The organism is Acidobacteriota bacterium, from assembly GCA_016184105.1.
Taxonomy (GTDB): Bacteria; Acidobacteriota; Vicinamibacteria; order Vicinamibacterales; family 2-12-FULL-66-21; genus JACPDI01.
In genome coordinates this window covers 16,393-38,030 of record JACPDI010000028.1, presented here as the reverse complement: position 1 = coordinate 38,030, position 21,638 = coordinate 16,393, and the positions used below count along the sequence as shown (strand labels likewise).

22 protein-coding genes are annotated in these 21,638 nt (G+C 68.1%); 9 read left to right on the top strand and 13 right to left on the bottom strand.

The features are described from left to right. Positions 1–74: 74 nt before the first annotated feature. Positions 75–2,843, top strand: a complete 2,769-nt coding sequence (locus HYU53_10515; GenBank protein MBI2221626.1) for a peptidase — start codon at positions 75–77, stop codon at positions 2,841–2,843. A gap of 28 nt (positions 2,844–2,871) precedes the next feature. On the opposite strand, the gene HYU53_10510 is transcribed toward HYU53_10515, so the two are convergent. Continuing rightward, positions 2,872–3,246 (bottom strand): response regulator, encoded by a 375-nt coding sequence (locus HYU53_10510; protein MBI2221625.1) that lies wholly within the window; start codon positions 3,244–3,246, stop codon positions 2,872–2,874. A gap of 5 nt (positions 3,247–3,251) precedes the next feature. On the opposite strand from HYU53_10510, the gene HYU53_10505 reads away from it, so the two are divergent. Then, the gene (locus tag HYU53_10505) at positions 3,252–3,515 is read left to right on the top strand and encodes a hypothetical protein (protein ID MBI2221624.1); all 264 of its coding nucleotides are present in this window, start codon (positions 3,252–3,254) and stop codon (positions 3,513–3,515) included. Between the two features lie 21 nt (positions 3,516–3,536). Here HYU53_10505 and HYU53_10500 read toward each other — a convergent pair whose 3' ends face one another. The 4 genes from HYU53_10500 to HYU53_10485 all read right to left on the bottom strand — a co-directional run bounded on the left by HYU53_10500 (position 3,537) and on the right by HYU53_10485 (position 6,429). Beyond that, positions 3,537–4,172: a hypothetical protein gene (locus tag HYU53_10500; GenBank protein ID MBI2221623.1), complete on the bottom strand. Its 636-nt coding sequence runs from the start codon at positions 4,170–4,172 to the stop codon at positions 3,537–3,539. A gap of 150 nt (positions 4,173–4,322) precedes the next feature. Next, complete coding sequence (locus tag HYU53_10495) at positions 4,323–5,330, bottom strand: transcriptional regulator (protein ID MBI2221622.1); 1,008 nt, start codon at positions 5,328–5,330, stop codon at positions 4,323–4,325. A gap of 65 nt (positions 5,331–5,395) precedes the next feature. Next, positions 5,396–6,040, bottom strand: coding sequence for a 7-carboxy-7-deazaguanine synthase (gene queE / locus HYU53_10490; GenBank protein MBI2221621.1), 645 nt, complete (start codon positions 6,038–6,040; stop codon positions 5,396–5,398). 47 nt (positions 6,041–6,087) lie between these two features. After that, a complete protein-coding gene (locus tag HYU53_10485; GenBank protein ID MBI2221620.1) occupies positions 6,088–6,429 on the bottom strand; it encodes a hypothetical protein in 342 nt (113 codons plus the stop codon). Between the two features lie 41 nt (positions 6,430–6,470). Between HYU53_10485 and HYU53_10480 the strand changes: the two genes are divergently transcribed. Beyond that, positions 6,471–7,073 carry a LysE family translocator gene (locus HYU53_10480; protein ID MBI2221619.1) on the top strand — a complete coding sequence of 201 codons (603 nt, stop codon included), beginning with the start codon at positions 6,471–6,473 and terminating at the stop codon, positions 7,071–7,073. Here the strand turns inward: HYU53_10480 and HYU53_10475 are convergent. The 7 genes from HYU53_10475 to HYU53_10445 form a co-directional block, all read right to left on the bottom strand. Beyond that, complete coding sequence (locus HYU53_10475; GenBank protein ID MBI2221618.1) at positions 7,070–7,339, bottom strand: hypothetical protein; 270 nt, start codon at positions 7,337–7,339, stop codon at positions 7,070–7,072. The two genes, HYU53_10480 and HYU53_10475, sit on opposite strands and share 4 nt — an antisense overlap. A gap of 147 nt (positions 7,340–7,486) precedes the next feature. Beyond that, a complete protein-coding gene (locus HYU53_10470) occupies positions 7,487–8,029 on the bottom strand; it encodes an inorganic diphosphatase (protein MBI2221617.1) in 543 nt (180 codons plus the stop codon). A 7-nt stretch (positions 8,030–8,036) separates the two neighbouring features. After that, the gene (locus tag HYU53_10465) at positions 8,037–8,909 is read right to left on the bottom strand and encodes a homocysteine S-methyltransferase family protein (protein MBI2221616.1); all 873 of its coding nucleotides are present in this window, start codon (positions 8,907–8,909) and stop codon (positions 8,037–8,039) included. Then, the gene (locus HYU53_10460; GenBank protein ID MBI2221615.1) at positions 8,906–9,553 is read right to left on the bottom strand and encodes a corrinoid protein; all 648 of its coding nucleotides are present in this window, start codon (positions 9,551–9,553) and stop codon (positions 8,906–8,908) included. Before HYU53_10460 ends, HYU53_10465 begins: the two co-directional genes overlap by 4 nt. Then, positions 9,550–10,263, bottom strand: a complete 714-nt coding sequence (locus tag HYU53_10455; protein MBI2221614.1) for a hypothetical protein — start codon at positions 10,261–10,263, stop codon at positions 9,550–9,552. The genes HYU53_10460 and HYU53_10455 overlap by 4 nt, the downstream gene beginning before the upstream one ends. Beyond that, complete coding sequence (locus HYU53_10450; GenBank protein ID MBI2221613.1) at positions 10,263–11,384, bottom strand: hypothetical protein; 1,122 nt, start codon at positions 11,382–11,384, stop codon at positions 10,263–10,265. Before HYU53_10450 ends, HYU53_10455 begins: the two co-directional genes overlap by 1 nt. 117 nt (positions 11,385–11,501) lie before the next feature. After that, positions 11,502–12,809 (bottom strand): citrate synthase, encoded by a 1,308-nt coding sequence (locus HYU53_10445; GenBank protein MBI2221612.1) that lies wholly within the window; start codon positions 12,807–12,809, stop codon positions 11,502–11,504. Positions 12,810–13,078: 269 nt separating this feature from the next. Between HYU53_10445 and HYU53_10440 the strand changes: the two genes are divergently transcribed. From HYU53_10440 to HYU53_10415, 6 genes are all read left to right on the top strand, one after another. Next, complete coding sequence (locus HYU53_10440) at positions 13,079–14,311, top strand: PLP-dependent aminotransferase family protein (GenBank protein ID MBI2221611.1); 1,233 nt, start codon at positions 13,079–13,081, stop codon at positions 14,309–14,311. Positions 14,312–14,375: 64 nt separating this feature from the next. Further along, entirely contained in the window at positions 14,376–15,506 is a 1,131-nt protein-coding gene (locus tag HYU53_10435; GenBank protein MBI2221610.1) for an isocitrate/isopropylmalate dehydrogenase family protein, read from the top strand. Further along, complete coding sequence (locus HYU53_10430) at positions 15,503–16,432, top strand: hydroxymethylglutaryl-CoA lyase (protein MBI2221609.1); 930 nt, start codon at positions 15,503–15,505, stop codon at positions 16,430–16,432. Before HYU53_10435 ends, HYU53_10430 begins: the two co-directional genes overlap by 4 nt. A gap of 34 nt (positions 16,433–16,466) precedes the next feature. Next, positions 16,467–17,660 carry a CoA transferase gene (locus HYU53_10425; GenBank protein MBI2221608.1) on the top strand — a complete coding sequence of 398 codons (1,194 nt, stop codon included), beginning with the start codon at positions 16,467–16,469 and terminating at the stop codon, positions 17,658–17,660. Positions 17,661–17,677: 17 nt separating this feature from the next. Beyond that, positions 17,678–18,964 (top strand): 3-isopropylmalate dehydratase large subunit, encoded by a 1,287-nt coding sequence (locus HYU53_10420; protein MBI2221607.1) that lies wholly within the window; start codon positions 17,678–17,680, stop codon positions 18,962–18,964. Between the two features lie 2 nt (positions 18,965–18,966). Next, complete coding sequence (locus HYU53_10415) at positions 18,967–19,500, top strand: 3-isopropylmalate dehydratase (protein MBI2221606.1); 534 nt, start codon at positions 18,967–18,969, stop codon at positions 19,498–19,500. Between the two features lie 9 nt (positions 19,501–19,509). On the opposite strand, the gene HYU53_10410 is transcribed toward HYU53_10415, so the two are convergent. After that, a complete protein-coding gene (locus HYU53_10410) occupies positions 19,510–21,543 on the bottom strand; it encodes a S9 family peptidase (protein ID MBI2221605.1) in 2,034 nt (677 codons plus the stop codon). Positions 21,544–21,638 lie beyond the last annotated feature (95 nt).

Sequence of the window (21,638 nt, the reverse complement as noted above, 5' to 3'; positions counted from 1 at the left end):
TGCTTCCTCGTGTCCGAGTCTTTGTTCGTGCTATCGTGGGCGCTCCCTTTCGGAGAGGAGCTTCCGCGATGCTCATGCGCAGCCGCGCCATGGCGCTGGCGCTTGTTGTCGCGTGGGCCGGCGCGCTTGCGCCGGTTTCCGCACAAACCGTCACCACCCCCCAACAACAGTTCGGCCATGACATCGGGGCCGACTATCAGCTGCCCAACTACCAGCGGTTCACGGCGTATTGGCAGAAGCTCGATCGCGAGTCCGATCGCATGAGGGTGGTCGAGATCGGCAAGACGGCCGAAGGACGGCCGCAGCTGATGGCCATCATCACGTCGCCGGAGAACCACCGGAAACTCGATCGCTACAGGGAGATCTCGCGCCGGCTCGCGCTCGCCGAAGGTTTGTCCGACGAGCAGGCGCGCGCGCTGGCCCGCGAGGGCAAGGCCGTCGTCTGGATCGACGGCGGGCTGCACGCGACGGAGGTCCTTGGCGCGCAGCAGCTGATGGAGACCGTGTATCAGCTCGTCAGCCGAAGCGATCCCGAGACACTGCGCTTCCTGAACGACTGCATCATCCTTGCCGTCCATGCGAACCCGGACGGGCACGACCTGGTCGCCGACTGGTACATGCGCGAGAAGGAACCGCAGAAGCGATCGACGGCCGGTATCCCGCGGCTGTATCAGAAGTACGTCGGGCACGACAACAATCGCGACTTCTACCTTTCGGCGCAGCCGGAAACCACCAACATGAACCGCGTGCTGTACCACGAGTGGTTTCCGCAGATCATGTACAACCATCACCAGACCGGGCCGGCCGGCACGGTGATGTTCGCGCCGCCGTTCCGGGATCCGTTCAACTACAACTACGACCCGCTCCTGCCCGCGCAGATCGACCTGGTGGGCGCGGCGATGCACAGCCGCTTCACGGCGGAAGGGAAGCCGGGCGTCACGACGCGTGAGGGGGCGGGCTACTCCACGTGGTGGAACGGCGGCCTCCGCACAACGGTGTACTTCCACAACATGGTGGGACTGCTGACCGAGACGATCGGCAACCCGACGCCGATCGAGATTCCGCTCGTGCCCGAGCGCCAGCTCCCGAGCACGGATCTCTTTTATCCGATTGAGCCGCAGCGCTGGCGCTTCCGGCAGTCCATCGACTACTCGGTGACCGCCAACAAGGCGGTGCTCGACATCGCTTCGCGCAATCGCGAGAACTTCCTGTTCAACATCTACCGGATGGGCAGGAACTCGATCGAGCGCGGAAGCCGTGACTCCTGGACGGCGTATCCGCAGCGGGTGGCCGCGATGAAGGAGGCAGCGGCGAAGGAGGCCGATAGCTCGGACCAGGCGCGCCGCAGCGCGCAGGGTCGCGGCGGGGCCCCCCTGCCATCGAAGTACTTCTCGATGTTGCGAAACCCGGAGCATCGCGACGCGCGCGGTTACGTGTTGCCGGCCGATCAGCCGGATTTCGCCACCGCCACCGCGTTGGTCAACGCGCTGATCAAGACCGGCATCACCGTCCACCGCGCGAGTGCGCCGTTCTTCGCGGGCGGCAAGCAGTATCCCGCGGGCTCGTACGTCGTGAAGACGGCGCAGGCGTTCCGGCCGCACGTGCTGGACATGTTCGAACCGCAGGACCATCCGAACGACTTCCGCTATCCCGGCGGCCCGCCCATTCCGCCCTACGACAATGCCGGCTGGACCCTCGCCTACCAGATGGGCGTGACGTTCGACCGGATCCGCGACGGGTTCGAGGGGCCGTTCGAGAAGCTCTCGGGCCTGCAGGCGCCCGCGCCGGCGCCGTTCACCGCCGCCACCTCCGGTGCATACCGGATCGATCGCCGCGCCAACAACGCGGCCATCGCGGTCAATCGCCTGGCCGCCGCGGGGCAGGACGTGCGGTGGGACGCGCGTTCTGCCGACGGCGCGTTCTCTGTGGCCGCCACGCCGGGATCCACCGAGATCCTGCAGAAGGCCGCGCGCGAGCTGGGTGTGGTCGCCTCCGCCGCCGAACGTCCCGCGGGCGCGACCTCGGTGAAGATGCCGAGAATAGGGCTCTGGGATCAGTACGGCGGCTCGATGCCTTCCGGCTGGACGCGCTGGCTGCTGGAGCAGTACGAATTCCCGTTCGAGGTCGTGTATCCACAGGCGCTCGATGCCGGCAACCTGAAGGCGAAGTACGACGTGCTCATCTTCGTGGACGGCGCGATTCCCGAGCGCGACGCGGTTGACAGCGGCCGGTCGTTCGGCGCGCAGCCCGCACCGGAGGCCGTTCCCGAGCAATATCGCGGATGGCTCGGGCGCGTCACGGTGGCCAAGACGGTCCCGGAGTTGAAGGCGTTCCTCGAGCAGGGGGGGACGATCCTGGCAATTGGCAGCTCGACCAGTCTGGCCGCTCACCTCGGCCTGCCGATTCGAAGCGCGCTGGTGGAGTCAGCGGCAGGCGGGACGTTCAGGCCGCTGCCGCAAGAGAGGTTCTACATCCCTGGCTCGCTCCTCCGCGCCACTGTTGATACCAGCCAGCCCCTCGCGCACGGCATGGCGGCGCAGGCCGACATGTTCTTCGACAACAGTCCCGCGTTCCGCCTGGATCCCGATGCCGAAAGGCGCGGGGTGCGCGCCGTGGCCTGGTTCGACGGGCCGCGCACGCTGCGGAGCGGCTGGGCGTGGGGGCAGCACTACCTGGACGGCACGGTCGCCGTGGCCGACGCTTCGGTCGGCAAGGGACGCCTGTTGCTGTTCGGGCCGGAGATCCTGTTCCGCGGCCAGCCGCACGGCACGTTCAAGCTGCTGTTCAACGGCATCTATCTCGGTGGCACCTCGTCGCCCACACGACAGACGACCGAACCATGAGATAGGCACGATCGGATGACCACGTGCGTCAGGCTTGCGGTGGGGCCGGGCAGATCGCGGCGACCTCCGTGAGCAGGTCGTCGTAGTCGAACGGTTTGGAAAACACGCGGCGCGCGCCGAGGTCGCCGGGACGCTGCATGTGCGACGGGACTGCCGAGATGACCAGGACGGGAATATCGGCCAGCGCGGGGTTCTGGAGCTGCTCGCGCCGGAACTGCCATCCGTCCATGATCGGCATCATCAAATCGAGGACGATCACGCACGGCGGGTGAGAGGGATCGATCTGCTGGAGGGCTTCCGCCCCGTTGCGCGCCTCCTCCACGGAATGCCCGTGCAGCTCGAGCAGCAGCCGCAGCGACTCCCGCAGATCCGCATCGTCGTCGGCGATCAGAATCCGTCCCATCTAGAATGATCCACGCGATGTCATATGCCTGGGACCCGGAGATGCTCGACGCGCTCGCGGTCCTGGGCGTGCGGCCCGGGCCGGAGACGCCGCCGGCGTTAGTCAAGGATTACGTGACCGAGCTTTACCAATACGAGCTGCGACGCCTTCGCGCCCGCCTCGTGCGAGGCGAGATCCCGAAGGCGTCGTATGCCGGGCTCGTGAAGGATATACGCCCCCGCTACTGGATGCTCTCGATCGCAGCAGCCGGCTGGGCGCAGGCCCGTTGACCGTTCAATCGGGTCCGGCGTCTACTCCTGTCCCTCGTCTTTGTCGTCGTCCGGGAGGCTCGAGGCGAAGTTGTCGAAATTCGTCAGATCCTCGCCGGTCTCCTCCTCACCAAAGGCGTCCACGCTATACACGCGGCCGGTGTTCTTTTCGCGAATCGGTCCCCGCGGCTTGTCCTGCCGCTGCTGGTACTTCGTCGCGCGCTTTGGCTTCGCGTCGGGGCCGAAATTACGGTTCCCGTGGCCGCCCGTGCCGCGATCGCGCGGGGGACCGGCTGGGAGGCTGCTCGGATCGAGCGGTCGCCCGAAGCCGCCGGGCCGAGGGCCGCTGAACCCGCCGGGACGCGGGCCGCCAAAGCCGCCGCCCGGGCGAGGCCCGCCGAAGCCGCCGGCCGGGCGTGGCCCGCGGTCCTCGCGCGCGCGCGCTTCGCTGACCGAGAGCGGCCGTCCCTGGTAGGGGACGCCGTTGAAGCGCTCGATCGCCTGTTGCGCCTGCGCCGGATCGGCGAACTCGACGAACGCGAATCCGCGCGGACGGCCGGTCTCGCGATCCACCGGCACCGCGATGCTGGAGGGCGGCGCGACTCCGGAAAAATACTGGCGCAGGTCCGCCTCGGTTGCACTGTAAGGTAAGTTGCCGACGAACAATCGAACTGCCAAGCGTCTCCTCTCAGGGTGTATTGAAAAGCGTTGCGGCCGAGTGACTCGCACTCATGAGGGCTGTCAGATGGCGAGAGGATCGATCAGGGCAGGATGTCTATAGCGATCGTAGGCCGCGCACACGAAAAGACTTCCACGGACGCACTCAGCCTACCAGAGGGGCGTGCCCGTTTCAACCTCGTATCGAGCGGAGGCCCCCTGGAGGGCCGCCCGGATCTCCGCCGCCAGGGATGCGGGGGCCAGCACCCGGACGTAGGGGCCGAAGCTCAAAATCCAGCTCGTGAGTGCCCAGTCCGTGCACACGTCGAGCGTCATTTGCAACGACCCGTCGGGCCGCTCCTGGACAGATTGCGAGGGATGCCAGAGCCGTTCCCGCACGTAGCCGGCCGTGCGGGGTGCGAATTCCAGCTCCACGTGCACGGGCGTCCCCATATTGACACCCAGTGACTGCTCGAAGGGGCGGGCATCCACGTCCACGCGGCGCTCGAAGGTCTCCTCGAGCACGGTCAGCGCCTCGATCCGCTCCACGGCAAACGTCCGAAGTGCGTCGTACTCCGGCACGAACGCGAGCAGGTACAGGCCGCCGTCCGCGTAGACGAGGCGGTACGGCTCGACGGTGTAGCCCTTCGTGCGTCCGCTCGATGCGGAGTGATAGCGCATCTCGAGCCGCCGGTCGTGCAGCGTGGCGTCGAGCAGCCGCGCGATCGTCGCATGCGGCAGCCCGCCCGCGCGCACGCGCACGGGCCCGCGCTTCGCGTCGAGCACGGCCGGAATGCGGTCGAAGAACTCGCGCATGCGTGGCGGGAGCGTGCGCGCGAGCTCGTCGAAGGCCGCGTGCAGATCCTGCTGGAACGGCGTGCCGGCGAGGCATTCGACCAGCGTGCGGCTGAAATACAGCGCGCAGAGCTGCGTCAGCGTGAAGCCGCGATCCTCGAGGTGACGGAACGGCGTGCTGTTCATGCGCCAGTACGTACGCCCGTCGATCTTCTCGTCGTATAAGGGGAAGCCCGCTTCCTGCAGCGCCGCCAGGTCGCGCCAGATGGTCCGCACCGTGACCCCGGCACTCTTCGACAGCTCCTGGACGGTCACGCCCTGTCGCGCGCCGTCCAGCGCACGGATGATGTTCCACTGTCGAATGACTTCGTTCGAGCGTGCCATGGGAAAAAAGGGGTCGGGAGCCTTTTTACGTTATACGAAAAAAGGCTCCCGACCCCTTTTTACGTTTAGCGTAAGCCGAGAAACTTGTGGCGCTGTAGGCTCAGGCGCCAGCGCGGATGGGCCAGGCAGTATTCGATCGCCGCCTCGGTATGGCGGGCGCGCTGGCTGTCGTCGAGCGGCTGCAGGTACCAGTAGTGGAAGTCGAGTGATTCGTACCGGTGTGGCTCCGCCCCAGGCTGCGGAAACACCAGTTTCAGCTCGTCGCCGGAAAACACCACCAGGTCGGCGCCCGCCTTGGGGCTCACGCAAACCCAGTCCACCCCTTCCGGGACAGTTTGCGTGCCGTTGGTCTCTATCGCCACCGTGAACCCGCGCGCATGCAGGGCGGACACCAGCGCCTCATCGAGCTGCAGCAGCGGCTCGCCGCCCGTGCAGACGACAAAGCGGCTCCTGTCGGCGTCCGCAGCCGGCTCGGGCCAGCGGGCTTCGACGGCGTCGGCGAGGGATCCCGGCGCGTCGAAGACCCCTCCGCGATCGCCCGCCGTTCCGACGAACTCCGTGTCGCAGAAGCGGCAGATCGCGGTTTCTCGATCTTCTTCCCGTCCCGACCAGAGGTTGCACGCCGCGAAACGGCAGAACACGGCGGGCCGGCCCGCCTGGGCACCCTCCCCCTGGAGCGAATAGAAGATCTCGTGGACGGCGTATTTCATCGCGCACCAACAGTCTATCGCCCGACGAAGGAGGTGCGGGACGACCCCTAGTGATCGAGTCTTTCACGGACGCGCTGCCACGCGTCGGTGGCGCGCTTCCAGGCCTCGCGGGACCGCTCGATGGTTTCGAGCGTCTCGGCCAGCATGCTTGCGGTTTCTGCCGATGCTTTGTTCAGTTCGAGGCGCTGCCGCCGCGGCTCGGGCAGCCCGGCCAGGTCCTCGTGGTAGCGGAAGAGGGCGTCACGGTGTTCGATGAGGTGGTCGCGATGCTCCCGTTGTTCGACGAGCGCGCCGGAGTCGGAATTGAGCTGCGCGTGCTCTTCCCCAAGGGCTTCGTGCTGTTCGAGCAGCGCGGCGCAGCGCGCCGGCAGTCCGGTGATGTCCTCCATGCCCGGTTTCAGTATATCGCGGTGGTACAATCGCCGGCCGCATGCACCCGCAGGTGCTCGCCTTTGCCGCGATCGCGGTTCCTCTCGTGCTCACCCCGGGCATCGCGACGACGCTCGTCCTGCGGTCGAGCCTGGTCGCCGGAAGAACTCGAGGGTTCGAGACCGCCGGCGGCGCCGCGGCCGCGTCCGCCTGCTACGGCGTGGCGTCGGGCCTCGGCACGTCCGTGCTGCTGCGCGTGTGGCCGCGCGCCGTGATGGCGCTGCAGATCTGCGGCGGCCTCTACGTCGCCTGGCTCGGCGCGCGCGCCGTGTTTCACGCATTCAGGCGGGAGTACGGGGCCAGTGCCGCGCCCGTGCGCACCGGCTTTCGCGAAGGGTTCGTGGCGAACGCGCTCAATCCCCCGGTGGCGCTCCTCTACTTTCTGATCCTGCCGCGATTCGTGCCACCCGGCTGGCCCGTCCTGCCGGGCGCGCTGGTCCTGACGACCGTGCACGTGACGCTCGCGTTCGCCTGGCATGCGACGTGTGCGATTGCGGCGGGCGCCCTGTCACACGCGCTCGCGACGCCTGCGGCGCGCCGGACGATCGATCTCGTCGCCGGGATCGTGCTGGTCGCGTCTGCCGTGAAGATGCTGGCCGGCTAGGGGACCCGGGTTCGCGGCCGCTCGGGGACGAGCAGGTAGTCCGCGATGTCCCACGACGGAGGCTGCGGGCCGCGGCGGTCGTGGCGCCGGCGGTCGACCGGCACGTCGTCGCGCCGCGCGCGGCGCTCGCCCACACGGCGATCGGCAATGACGCGCACGCCCCGGCGCTTCTCGAACGCCTCCCGCAGGAACACGAGCTTGTCCTCGCACTCACGGCGGACGATGAGGAGATACGCGTAGTCCGGTTCGGTCACGCTCTGCACCATTGCAGGAGGCTGCGCACGCAGCGCGGGAGAAGGTACGGCCTTGTTCACGAGAGCGGCGGGTGAATTCAGGCTATCGTGCCGCGCCACGGCGGTCAAGAGGGCAGGCGCCCGCCGCGGCGTCCGGGCGAATGTGTGCACTTCCGTGAGCTACTTCAACTCGCCGCGACGGAGCCTTCGATAGAGATCGAGCGACTCGCGGATGATCCGCGTCGCCTCCACCGGTCCGAGCAGGTCCTCCACGATGACCTGCTTCTGCTCGAGCACCTTGTAGTCTTCGAAGAACCGTCGGATCTCGCGGAGGACGTGCGCCGGCAGCTGGTCGGACGTCGAATAATCGGCAAACGCGGGATCGCGAACGCTCACCGCGATGATCTTGTCGTCGATCCCCTTCTCGTCGCGCATGCGCATGACGCCGACCGCGCGCGCCTCCACGAGCGTCAGCGGGTAGACCGCTTCCTGCCCGAGCACGAGCGCGTCGAGCGGATCGCCGTCGTCGCAAAACGAGCGGGGGATGAAGCCATAGTCCGCCGGGTAGTACACGGCGCTGTACAGCGTGCGGTCGAGGCGGAGGAGCCCCGTTTCCTTGTCCAGCTCGTACTTGTTCTTGCTGCCCTTCGGGATCTCGATGACGACGGGGAAGGCGCGATCGATGAGCGCGTCATCGACGTAGGGGTCGTGCCACGGATGCATGCCCCGACTATAGCATCGCCCGGAGTGCCGCGATGTGAGCCGGCGTCGTGCCGCAGCACCCCCCGATGACGGTCGCGATTTCCAGGAGCGGCGCGACCTGCGAGGCGAATGCCGCCGGAGGCTGCGGGTAGACGAGCCGCCCTTCCTGATGCTCGGGCAGGCCGGCATTCGGCTGGAAGATGAGCGGCAGCGTCGTGGCGCGCGAGAACTCGCGCGCGACGGCGAGCATCGCCTCGGCGCCCGCGCCGCAGTTGGCGCCGACCAGGTCGGCGCCGGCTTCCTGGAGCCGCGAGCAGGCCCGCGGGACGTCCACGCCCATCACGGTGAACGGGCCGCGGGGCGTGAGGTCGAACGTCATGGTCGCAAACACCGGCAGTCCCGGCGCCTCGGCCTTGACCGCCTCGATCGCGAGCACCGCCTCGACGGCATCCGTCATCGTCTCGATGCAGATCGCGTCGGCGCCGGCCGCGGCAAGCGCTGCGGCCTGCCGCCTGAACCCGTCGAGGACGGTTTGCGCGTCCACGTCGCCGAGCGGCTTGAGCAGGTGGCCGGTGGGCCCGATCGAGGCGAGCACGTACGCGCGCCCGTCCGACGCGTCGCGCGCGAGCTGCACCCCTCGGTTGTTGATCTCGTCGAGGCGGTCCTCGAGCCCGTGGGCGCGGAGGCGCAGCGGCGAGGCCCCGAACGTGTTGGTGGTGAGCAGGTCGGCCCCGGCGTCCGCATACGCGCGCGCCACCGCTTCCACTGCGTGGGGCCGCTCGATCGTCCAGCGTTCGGGAGGCTCTCCCGGCGGCAGGCCCCGCGCGATCAGCATCGTGCCGATCGCGCCGTCGGCGAGCAGGCGTTCGCGGCGGCGCAGGCGACCGGCGAGCGGCTTCATGAGGACACCCGTGCGAGCGCGCGCACCAGCGCGACCGCCCCCGGCGCGTCCGCCGCGTACCCATCGGCGCCGATCTCGACGGCGAACGCCTGCGAAACCGGCGCGCCGCCGACCACCGTCCTGATGCGGTCGCGCAGCCCGCGATGCTCGAGGGCGCGGATGACGTCCTTCATCCCGATCATGGTGGTCGTCAGCAGCGCCGACATGCCGATCACCGTCGCGCCGTGCGTGACGGCGGCCTCGGCGAACGCATCCGGGTCGACGTCCACGCCGAGATCCACGGTGTCGAAGCCGGCGCCCTGCAGCATGATGCCGACCAGGTTCTTGCCGATGTCGTGCAGGTCCCCCTTCACCGTGCCCAGCACCACGCGGCCGGCCAGCGGCACGCCGTCGGCGACCAGCAGCGGGCGCAGCAGCTCCATCGCGGCCGTCATCGCGCGCGCGGCGAGGAGGACATCCGGCAGGAACATCTCGTAGTCACGGAACTTCGCTCCGACGACCCGCATGCCGGCAAGCAGCCCTTGATTGAGGAGCGAGGAGGCTGGCGTGGCGGCATCGATGGCCTCGCGCGTCAGCGCCACGACCGCGTCGCGATCGCCGCGTTGCAGGGCGGAGGAAATCCCGTCGAGCAGGGGAGTGGTCATCGTGGCGCCCGCAGCACCGAAGCCATGCGGCCCCGGCATTCATGCGTCGTGCAGTCCTCGCAGAAATCGTACGTCGGCTTGAACCGGTGCGCCGGCGGCGGCCCCGCCACGAGGACGCCGGACACCGATTTGAGCGGGCGCATCAGAAAACTGTGGCTCAGCGTGATGCCGATGGCGCCGGGTTGCAGCGCCTCGAACAGGCTGCGCTGGCCGCTGACGTGCCAGCCGCAATAGCCGGGGCTGTACGGCAGCACCCGCGCGTCCTCCCCCACGGCCCGTCGCGCCTGCTGCAGCCTCAGGAACCGCAGCGCCGCCGCATCAGCGAGCATGTTTGTCGCCTCGGAGGCGATGATGTCAAGGGCGTAGCCGGCGGCCGGCTCGCCGCGGCCGAACAGGATGCCGATCTCCGCGCTGGCCGCGTCACCGACGGTCGCGGCGAACAGCGCAAGGCGTTGCGCCCGGGGGATGATGACGTCGAGCGGCGCGGAGGGTGCGTTCAGCCCCTCGCCGCGGTAGATCTGGACGAAGGCGTCCGCGCTGGTCTCCGCGACGATCGCCGCCCGGGTGGCGAGGCTCTCGAAATGGGCGAGCGCCTGCTGGAAGAGGTGGCGGAGTCGATCCGGTACCGGCGCGCCGCCGACTTCGCGCGCCAGCAGCTTCTCCACGTCGGGCGTGCTCTCGCCGGCCGTGAATTCATAGACGTGCCGCATCACGCCACCCGTCCCGCGTCGGAGGCGGCGCGCGCCAGCGCCGCGATGTTGGCCGGCGGTGCGTGCGGCGGCACGCTGCACGCGGTGCTGAGAACGTACCCGCCGCCGGGGCCCGCGATTGCGATGCGTGCGCGCGCGTCGCGATAACAGTCCTCGGCCGTGCCGCGCAGCACGGTGTTGACCGGATCGACGTTCCCCTTGATGAACACGCGATCCGCCAGCCGGCGCCTGGCGTCCGCCAGATCGACGTTGCCGAGCGGCGGCGGGTCCAGCGTGTCGATCCCGTCGGTGCCCGTGGCCGCCATCAGCTCGAGCCGATCCGCGATCGCGCCGCACGTGTGAGTGTACACGGGGACGGTGGGATGCGCGGCCTTGATGCCGTCGATGAGCGCGCGTTCGCGGGGCAGCACGAACGTTTCGTAGTGTCCCGGCGACAGAAAGCCCGCGCCGGCGTAGGCGGAAGAAATCAGGATGGCGTCGGCGCCGGCCGCGATGTGACCCGTGGCCAGCTCGATCGCGCCCGCGGCCAGGCGTTCGAGGATGGCGTGCACCTTCGGCGCATCGAGCGCGAGCGCCAGCGCCCCCTCCATCGGCCCCACCAGCTCCATGAACTGGGACAGCGGCGAGAACACTTCGCCGTGCACCGAGATCTCGGGCGCCCGTTCCCGCACGAGCCGCAGCGTGTCCCAGTGCCACGGCGGGAACGAGCCGAGGTTGACCACGCCGCGCGCGTCGTGCGGCTCGATGTAATGGAGCTGTTCCGGATCGACCTCCGCGAAGGGGCGCAGCGGCGGGCGACCCGTCAGCGCGCTCACGACATGCGGGTTGTCGTCGGGCGGGCAGAGCGTGACCGTCCCATCGCTCCAGGTGACGCGGGCGGAGGCGCCCGCGCGCTCCACGCCGCGGATCTCCTCGCGCCACGACGGGTTGCGACCCGGCAGGTTGACGAGCACGCCATCGAAGCCGTACCGCTCGCAAAGCGCCAGCAGGGCGGAGGCGAACGCCGCGCTGTCGTGCCAGATGTCGATCGCGCCGCCGGGCGCGTGGAGGAAGTAATGGCCGAGCGCGAGCTGGCACATCACCGGCACGCGATCCGCGGCGACGCCATCACGGGGGCGCATGGCGATGCCGACGCGCGCTCGAGGAGTCATGCCGGTGGAGGCACAAGGATAACAGAGGTGCTGGGTGCTGTGCGCCGCGCTCGGCACCGAGCACCCAGCCCGTCACGTGCGCAGGCTTTACCGCTTGGCCGAGGCGGCGGCGCCCGGCGAGACGAGGAGCACGTCGCGCTGGTCGTGGCCCGCGTAGACCTGGCGCGGCCGCGCGATCTTCTGCTCGGGATCCATCAGCATCTCTTCCCACTGCGCCAGCCACCCGGTCGTGCGCGGGATGGCGAAGAGCACCGGGAACATCGCCACCGGGAAGCGCATCGCCTTGTAGATGAGGCCCGAGTAGAAGTCCACGTTCGGATACAGCTTGCGGCTGATGAAGTACTCGTCCTGCAGCGCGATCCGCTCGAGCTCGAGCGCGATCTCGATCAGCGGATCGTGCCCGGTGACCTCGAAGACCGCGTCCGCCATCTGCTTGAGAATCTTCGCGCGCGGATCGTACGACTTGTAGACCCGGTGCCCGAACCCCATGAGACGCCCCTCGCCCGCCTTCACCTTCTTGATGAACTCCGGCACGTGGGAGATATCGCCGATCTCGCGCAGCATCACCAGCACGGCCTCGTTCGCGCCCCCGTGCAGCGGGCCGTAGAGCGCCGCGGCCGCGCCGGCCAGCGCCGAGTACGGGTCGACGTGCGAGCTGCCGATGGCGCGCATCGCGTTCGCGCTGCAGTTCTGCTCGTGGTCGGCGTGCAGGATGAAGAGCACGTCGAGCGCCCGCACGAGAGCCGGATGCGGCGCGTACGGCGCCTCGGTCATGCGGAACATCATCTGGAGAAAGTTCGCGGCGTAGCCCAGCCCGTTGTTCGGCCCCACGTACGGCAGCCCCTGGCTGTGGCGGTACGCGTAGGCGGCCAGCGTCGGCACCTTGCCGATCAGCCGCAGCATCTGCAGGTGGCGGTTGTTGATGTCGCCGACATTCTTCGCTTCCGGGTAGAAGGTGGACAGCGCGCCGATCGTGCTGAGGAAGATCCCCATCGGATGGGCGTCGTAATTGAAGCCGTCCATGAACTTCTTGATGTTCTCGTGCACCATCGTGTGCAGCGTGACCTGCTCGGTCCACGCCTTGAGTTCCTCCGGCGTCGGCAGCTCGCCGAAGATGAGCAGGTAGGCGACCTCGATGAACGTCCGCTTCTCCGCGAGCTGTTCGATCGGGTAGCCGCGGTAGCGAAGGATCCCCTTGTCGCCGTCGATGAACGTGATCGTGCTGCGGCAGCTCGCGGTGTTCATGAAGGCGGGGTCGTACGTCATCAACCCGAAGTCATCGGGCGAAACCTTCATGCTGCGGAACTCGGGCGCGGAAATCGCCCCGTCCTTGATGGGGATGTCGTACTGCTTCCCTGTCCTGTTGTCTGTGACCGTCAACGTGTCGTGGCCCATAAGACCTCCCGGGCGCAATGAAGAAAAACGCCGTGTATGACGGGAATCCGGCGGGAATACGGCGATGGGACGTTGTTCAGCAACAGGGGTACCGCTGGCCGGGAGGGAGGCGATCGGCGGCGGGTGGTGCAACCCTTGCTCTCTCTGACCCGGAACGGCCGGGATTCTCGAGGATTTCCGTTCCCCATGGCGGGAATCCGGCAGCGCTGCGCGTGCGCGGCGAATTGACGCCGCGCCGGCAAGCACGGGCCGGCCCCGCGAGGAAACGCATGCAAACGCTCTGGTCTGAACGATTTGCGCAACGCACGCAGGGAATGCGCCGCTCCGAGATCCGCGAGCTGCTGAAGCTGACCGAGCAGCCCGGGATGATCTCGTTCGGCGGCGGCCTTCCGGCGCCGGAGGTCTTTCCGCTGAAGGCGTTTGAAGAAGCGTGCACGCGCGTGCTGCGCGAGCAGGGCGCGATGGCGCTGCAGTACGGCACGACCGAAGGCTACCGGCCGCTCCGCGAGATGATCGCGCGGCACACATGCCGCTTCGGCGTAACCGTGACCGCCGACAACATCCTGATCACCAGCGGCTCGCAGCAGGCACTCGATCTGATCGGCAAGGTCTTCATCAACCAGGGGGACCACATCGTGGTCGAGAGCCCGACCTACCTTGCCGCGATCCAGGCCTGGAATACCTACCAGGCGCAATACACGCCGGTCCCGATCGACGACGATGGGATGTTGCCGGACGCGCTGGAAAGCGCGCTGCGCGGCGGCCCGAAGTTCATCTACGCGTTGCCCAACTTTCAGAACCCCACCGGCGTGACGCTCTCGCTGGATCGGCGCCGCGAGCTGGTGCGCCTCGCCGATCATTACGGCGTGCCCATCATCGAAGACGATCCGTACGTGCAGCTCCGTTATGAAGGTGAACACCTGCCGTCGATCGTGTTGGTGGACTCCGAGTACCGCGCGGGCAACGGCAAGCCCTATTCAGGAAACGTGATGTACATGAGCACGTTCTCCAAGACGCTCGCCCCCGGCCTGCGGCTCGGATGGATCACCGGCCCGGTGGGGGTCATCGAGCGCCTCGTGCAGGCCAAGCAGGGCACGGACCTGCACACGAGCACCTTCAACCAGGTGGTCGCCTACGAAGTGGCGCACGGTGGATACCTGGACGAGCACGTCAAGCTGATTCGGCGGGTGTACCGCGAGCGGCGCGACGCGATGCTGGCCGCGATGTCCGAGTGTTTCCCGAGCGGGGTGACCTGGACCCGTCCGAAAGGAGGGCTGTTCCTGTGGGTGCGCTTCCCCGAGGGGCTCGACGCCGTCGACGTCCTGCGCGAGTCGATCAAAGAAGGGGTCGCCTTCCTGGCCGGCGCGCCGTTCTTCCCGGATCACTCGCACGTGAACACGGCGCGCTTCAACTTCTCCAACTCGGACCCGCAGAAGATCCGCGACGGCGTGCGCCGCATCGGGGGCGTGCTGCAGCGGATGATGAAGGGCGCGGTGGTGTGAGACCGAGGTAAAAGGTAAAAGGTGAAAGGTGAAAGGTAAAAGGTAGAAGGTAAAAGGCAAAAAGATGGCCAAATACAAAATCGCGTGGTTGCCGGGCGATGGCATCGGCGTCGACGTGCTCGATGCGGCGAAGGTCGTGCTGGACCAGCTGCACCTCGATGCCGAGTACGTCCGCGGCGACATCGGCTGGGAATGCTGGTGCCAGGAAGGGGACGCGCTTCCCTCGCGCACCATCGACCTGCTTCGCCACGTGGACGCTGCGCTCTTCGGCGCGATCACGTCGAAACCGGTGAAGGCCGCCGAATCCGAGCTGGTTCCGGCGCTGCGCGGGACGGGCCTCGTTTACCGCTCGCCGATCGTGCGCATGCGGCAGCTGTTCGACCTGTACGTCTGCCTGCGGCCGATCAAGGGCTACCCGGGCAATCCCCTCAACTACAAGGAGAACATCGACCTCGTCGTGTTCCGCGAGAACACCGAGGACCTCTACGCGGGGATCGAGTTTTCGCCGGTGCCGCCCGAGCTGTCGACACTCCTCGGCGGGCTGTCGAAGAACTTCGAGCCGTTCGCGTCGCTGAAGCCGGGCGAATTCGCCCTTTCCTGCAAGGTCAACACGCGCCGGGGCTCCGAGCGGATCGCCCGCGCCGCGTTCGAGTTTGCGAAGGCGCACGGCCGGCAAAAGGTCACCGTCGTGCACAAGGCGAACGTCGTGCGCGCGAGCGACGGCGTGTTCCTCGACGCCGCGCGCGAGGTCGCCAGGAACTACCCGCAGATCGAGTTCGATGAAGCGAACGTTGACGCGATCACCATGTGGCTCTTGAAGAACCCGCACAATTACGACGTGCTGGTCGCGCCGAACCTGTACGGCGACATCATCTCGGACCTCTGCGCGCAGATGGTGGGCGGTCTCGGGTTCGGCTGCTCGGGCAACATCGGCGAGAAGCTCGCGGTGTTCGAGCCGACCCATGGCTCGGCCCCCAAGTACGCGGGGCTGCACAAGGTCAATCCGATCGCGACCCTGTTGACCGTGAAGATGATGCTCGAGTGGCTGGGCGAGCGCGAGAAGGCGCAGCGGCTCGAGCTGGCGGTCGCTTCCGTGATTCGCGAGGGGCGCGTGCGCACGTACGACATGGGCGGCAGCGCCTCGACCCTGGAGATGGCGGCCGCGGTGGCGGCCGCCCTGCCGGTGACGGTGTGATTCTCCACGAGGTCGGCATGCGCGACGGCCTGCAGGTGGAGCAGGCCGTCGTTCCACTCGAGACGAAGATCGCGTGGGTCGAGCGCCTGCTCGCCTCCGGCGTCGATCTGATCCAGGCCGGATCGTTCGTCAACCCGACGCTCGTGCCGCAGATGGCCGACACCGACGCGCTGTTTCGCCATTTCGCGGCGCTGCCCGGCGCGCGTGCCCGGCTCTCGGCGCTCGTGCTCAACGAGAAGGGGCTGGCGCGCGGGCTCGAGGCGGGCGCGGGGTATTTCTGCATGGGTGTGTCGGCGAGCGACACGCACAGCCGCAAGAACACCGGCATGGGGACCGAGGAGGCGATCGTCCGCGTGCTGGCGATGGCCAGGGATGCCCGCGGCGCCGGCGCCGGCGTGCAGTTGTCGGTGCAGTCGGCGTTCGGGTGCGGCTACGAGCGGCACGTGCCGGGAAGCCGCGTGCTCGAGATCGCCGGCCGCTTCCTCGAAGACGGGTTCCGCGCGATCAGCCTCGCGGACACGGCGGGCCACGCCTCGCCCCTCCAGGTCCGTCGCCTGTTCGGGGCGATCCTGCACGCGGCGCCCGACGCGGCGTGCGCCTGCCACTTCCACGACACGTACGGGCTTGCCATGGCGAACGCGGCGGCCGCCATGGAGGTCGGTGTGCGCTCCTTCGAGTCCGCGTTCGCGGGGCTCGGCGGCTGCCCGTTCACGGCGGTGGCCGGCGGCAACCTGTGCACCGAGGATTTCGTTCACCTGCTGCAGCGTGAAGGCCTGCGCCACGACGTGGACCTCGACGCGCTCATCGGTGTCGCGCGCGAGGCGGAAACCTTTTTCGGCCGCGCGCTCCCGGGCGTCATCCATCGCACGGGACCGATTCCGGCAACCGGCGGCCTGAAGGCCGGCGGCGACACGAGTCAGATGTAGCCGCGGCCCTTCAGGGTCGCGGCCTGGAACACGCATGAAACTCCTCGACGGCATCCGCGTCCTCGACCTCACCAACGTCCTTGCAGGCCCGTTTGCCACCGAGCACCTCGCGCTGCTCGGCGCCGACGTGGTGAAGATCGAGAACCCGGACGGCGGCGACCTCGCACGCAGGCTCGGCAACGTGCCCGGCCTCAACGCCGAGCTGATGGGCACGAGCTTTCTCGCGCAGAATGCCAACAAGCGCTCGCTGACGCTCAACCTGAAGCTCGAGGCCGGGCGCCAGGTCTTCACGCGGCTCGTGAAGGACGCCGACGTGCTCGTGGAGAACTTCCGTCCGGGCGTGATGGCCCGCCTCGGGTTGTCCTGGAACGCACTGCACGCGCACAACCCGAGGCTCGTGTACTGCGCGATCTCCGGGTTCGGCCAGACGGGCCCCGACGCCGCCAAACCCGCGTACGACCAGATCATCCAGGGGCTGAGCGGCGTGATGGCGGTGAACGGCGACGAGCGGTTGAACCCGTTGCGCTGCGGCTTCCCGGTGTGCGACACGGTCGGCGGCCTGAACGCGGCGTTCGCGATCATGGGGGCGCTCTACCATCGCGAGCGCACGGGCGAAGGACAGTTCATCGACGTCGCGCTGCTCGACTCGATCCTGCCGCTGCTCGGATGGGTGGCGGCCAACTGGCTGATCGGCGGGCGACCGCCACGGCCGATGGGAAACGACAACTTCACCGCGGCCCCGTCCGGCACCTTCCGCACGAAGGATGGCTACATCAACATCGCGGCGAACCAGCAGGAGCACTGGGAGAACCTGGCGGACGCGGTTGGTGCCCCGGAGTTGAAGACCGACCCGCGGTTCCAGAAGCGCGACATCCGCAAAGCCAACCGCGCAGCGCTCACGCCGCTGCTCGAAGCCCGATTGACCGAACGCACCACCGCGGACTGGGTGTGCGTGCTGAACCGGCTCGGGGTTCCCTCGGGCGCCATCCCCACGCTTCAGGAGGCGCTTGCCTCACCGCAACTCGCTCATCGACAGACGCTCGAGACGGTCGCGGCTCCGGGCATCGGCGATCTCAAGTTGTTCACGGTGACCGCGAAGTTCAACCGCACCCCCGGCCACGTCGAAACGCCGCCACCGCGCCTGGGGCAGGACAGCGACGCGGTGCTCGAGGAAGCCGGTTACTCGGCCGGCGAAATCGCATCGCTCCGCGCGACCGGGGCGATCTGAAGAAAGAGACCATACTCATGGCAGGCATGACCATCGTCGAGAAGATCCTCGCTCGCGCAACCGGCCGTTCTGCCGTCGCGGTTGGCGACGTCGTCGAACCCGCGGTGGATTTGGCGATGTCGCACGAGAACGCGGCCCTCGTCATCAACCAGTTCCAGGAAATCTTCCAGGGGACGGGGCGCGCCGCGGAGGTGTGGGACCCCGAGCGGATCGCGATCGTGTTCGACCACCGCGTCCCGGCCGAGAGCTCGAAGACCGCGACCAACCAGAAGAAGGTCCGTGAGTTCGTCGCCCGAGAGCGCATCACGAAGTTTCACGATGTCCGCGGTGATGACGGGGGGATCTGCCACCAGATCCTGGCAGAGCACGGGTACGACCGCCCGGGACACGTCATTGTCGGCACCGACAGCCACACGACGAGCCACGGGGCGTTCGGCGCGTTTGCCTTCGGCATCGGCGCGACGGAGATGGCGGCCGTGTGGGCGCTCGGCCGCGTGCTGAACGTCGAAGTCCCCGCGACCATCCGCGTGAACGTCAACGGTGGCCTGCCGCGCGGCGTGGCGCCGAAGGACATCATCCTGCACCTGATCGGCCGGCTCACGGCCGAGGGTGCGAACTTCCGCGTGCTCGAGTTTCACGGCGACGGAATCCGCCGCATGACGACCTCCGGCCGCTTCGTGCTCTGCAACATGGCTGTCGAAGCCGGCGCGACCTCGGGCATCGTCCCCGCCGACGATGAGACGGTGCGGTACCTGCGGGTGGAAGCGGGCGTCGTGGGCGCGATCAGCGAGGTCGCGCCGGACGCCGACGCATCCTACGAGCAGGTGGTCGAGATCGATGCCGCGCGCCTGGTGCCGCAGATCGCGTGCCCGCACACGGTGGATCGCGTCAAGCCTGTCGGCGAAGTCGCCGGCACGCGCGTGCACCAGATCGTGATCGGATCGTGCACGAACGGGCGCCTGGACGACCTGGAGGTGGCGGCGCGCACCGTGCGCGGCCGGCGCGTCGCGCGCGGCGTTCGCATGCTGGTCTTTCCCGCGTCGTGGCGGATCTACCGGGAGGCGATGCGCCGCGGCTACCTCGCCGACCTGATCGAGGCGGGCGCGGTGGTCATGAACCCGGGCTGCGGCTGTTGCCTCGGCGTGCACCAGGGGGCGCTCGGGGACGGCGAGGTCGCCTTGTCCACCACCAACCGCAACTTCAAGGGCAGGATGGGGAACCCGAACGCCGAGGTGTACCTCTGCTCGCCGGCGGTCGCCGCCGCCAGCGCGCTGACCGGCGCGATTACCGATCCGAGGAGCTGACCATGTCCACCGTTGTCCTGACGCTTGGCGACGATGTGTCCACCGATGCCATTTATCCGGGCCGCTTCATGGCGACCGTGCTTCCCACCGAGACGCCGCAGTTCGCCTTCGCCGACCACGCGGCGTTCAATGCGAAGGTGCGTGCCGGCGGGCTTCCGGCGGGCAGCGTGATTGTCGCGGGACAGAATTTCGGCTGCGGATCGTCGCGCGAGCAGGCGGCGTCCTGTCTCAAGGGGCCGGACGTGATCGTCATCGCGCGCGGCTTCGCGCGCATCTTCCTGCAGAACGCGATCAATCTTGGGCTGCGGACGATCATTTGCCCGACGATCGAGGCGGGCGAGGGGGACGAACTGGGCATCGGCCCTGACGCCGTGGTCAACCTCACGGCCGGCCGCCGCTTCCCGGTCGTGCCCCTGCCGCCCGCGCGCCAGGCGATCGTGGATGCCGGCGGGTTGATCAACTACGCCCGCACGCTGGTGGAGAAGGGGAAAAGGGGGACAGTCACACTTTCCGAAGCAGTGCCCGGGAAAGTGTGACTGTCCCCCTTATTTCTCGCCAGCCTTCAGGTACTTGTCGTACCACGCGAGATACCGCTCCAGCCGATCCTTCCTGTAGCTCGGGATCGTGATCCCGTGGAACTGGTTCGGATAGATCACCAGCTCGGTGTCCACGCCGAGGCTCTTCAACGCCTGGTACATCTGCTCGCTCCCGAGCAGCGGCACGTTGAAGTCCTTCTCGCCGCCCATGAACAGCGTCGGCGTCCTGATCCGGTCCGCGTGGAAGAACGGATACGAGACCTTCATCCACACGTCCTGCGCCTTCCACGGGGGACCCAGCTCGTTCTCGTACTGCGTGATGTACATGTCGGTGCCGTACATCGAGATCTGATTCGAGCTGCCGGCGCCGCTGATCGCCGCCCTGAACCGGCCATCGGTTGCAATCGTGTAGTTCGTGAGGATCCCGCCGTAGCTCCAGCCGCCGATGCCGAGGCGCTCGGGATCGGCAAGACCGATCTTCTGCACGTGGTCCATCGCGCCGAGCAGGTCCACGACTTCCTTGTTCCCCCAGTCGGCGAAGATGGCCTTCTGGTACGCCGCTCCGCGTCCGTTGCTGCCTCGGTAATTGACGGCGACGACCACGTACCCGCTGGCGGCGAACAGCTCGCGCTCGAGCGCGAACGCGTGCTCGTCCTGCCCGTTGGGACCGCCGTGGATCCTGAGCAGCGCCGGATACTTGCGTCCGGCCTGATACGCCGCCGGCTTCACCAGCAGCCCGTGCACCTGCGTGCCGTCCCGGCTGGTGGACGCGAACTCCTCGGTGATCCCGAGCTGGACGTTCGCGAGCCACTCGTCGTTATGGCGCGTCAGGCGGCGCAGCGCGCCGTTTTCGAGCGCGTGCACTTCCGCCGGTTGCGTCGCGGTGGCGGCCAGCACCGCGAAGGCGCCGTCGGGTCCCTGCGAGAGGTTCGTCACCACGCGCGGGCCGGCCACGAGCTTCTCGATCTTGCCACTGTCGATGGCCACTCGCGCCGGATGCTGCGACCGGTCGTCCACCACGCCGACGACGATCGCGCGCCCGTCTGGAGTGAACACCGGCGAGCGCACCGGCCGATCGAGCGCGCCGGCCAGGATCCGCGAGGCGCCGCCCGTCGCCGGTACGACGGCGAGCCGCGGCTGGTTGTACGCCGAATACTTCAGCTCGTCGCTGACGAGATAGGCGATGGTCCTGCCGTCCGGGCTCCAGATCGGCCTCGATTCTTCGGCGGGCGTGCTGGTGAGCGCGCGCGCCTCGGCGCCGGCGCGGGCCTCGATCACGTAGATGTCCTCGCTTTCGAGGCGGTCGAGGTCTCCTTCGCCGCGCTTGCTGGCGAACGCGATCTGTTTGCCGTCGGGGGACCACGCGGGCGCTCTCTCGTTGAACGTGCCGGGGGTCAGAACCTCGGTCTTCCTTGTCGCGATGTCGAACAGGTACAGGTGCGACCGCTCGCCGCGCAGGTACCCGGACCCGTCCGCCTTGAAGTAGTAGCGATCGATCACGATCGGCTTCGGCGTCTTGGCGGCCCCGTCCTTCGCGGCTTCCTTCTCTTCTTCCGCCTCGGCATCGCGCGGATCGCGTTCTTCCACCACGAGCGCGATTCGCCTGCCGTCGGGGGACCAGGCGTACTCGGAGATGCCCCCCTTCACGTCCGAGACCTTCACCGCCTCGCCGCCGGCGCGGTTGAGCAGCCACAGCTGCGCGTGTTTCGCCCCGTGCCGCGAGGACAGGAAGGCGAGGTGCTTGTTATCGGGGCTCCAGCGCGGCGTCGACTCGCTCTCGGCGCCGAAGGTCAGCTGGATCTGCTGCGCGCCGTCCCAGCTCACCATCCAGATGTCGTTGTCGTTCTTGTCCGTTTCCTTGATCGCGCGCGAGACGACGTAGGCGACCCATTTGCCATCGGGCGATCGCTGCGGATCCCGGACCTCGTTGATGTTGAAGATGTCGTCCACGTTCAACGGACGCTTCGTGGACTGGGCGGCGGCGGGCGCCGACATCAGAAGCGCCAGGAGGACGGAAAGGAGTGTTTTCACGGCGGGGATCATAGCATCGGGCGGAGGAGACGCCGGGGTGCCTCTCCCACTCGAGCCGATGACATGCGCATTTGGATCGGGTGATCTGAGAACTTGGATGCCCGCCG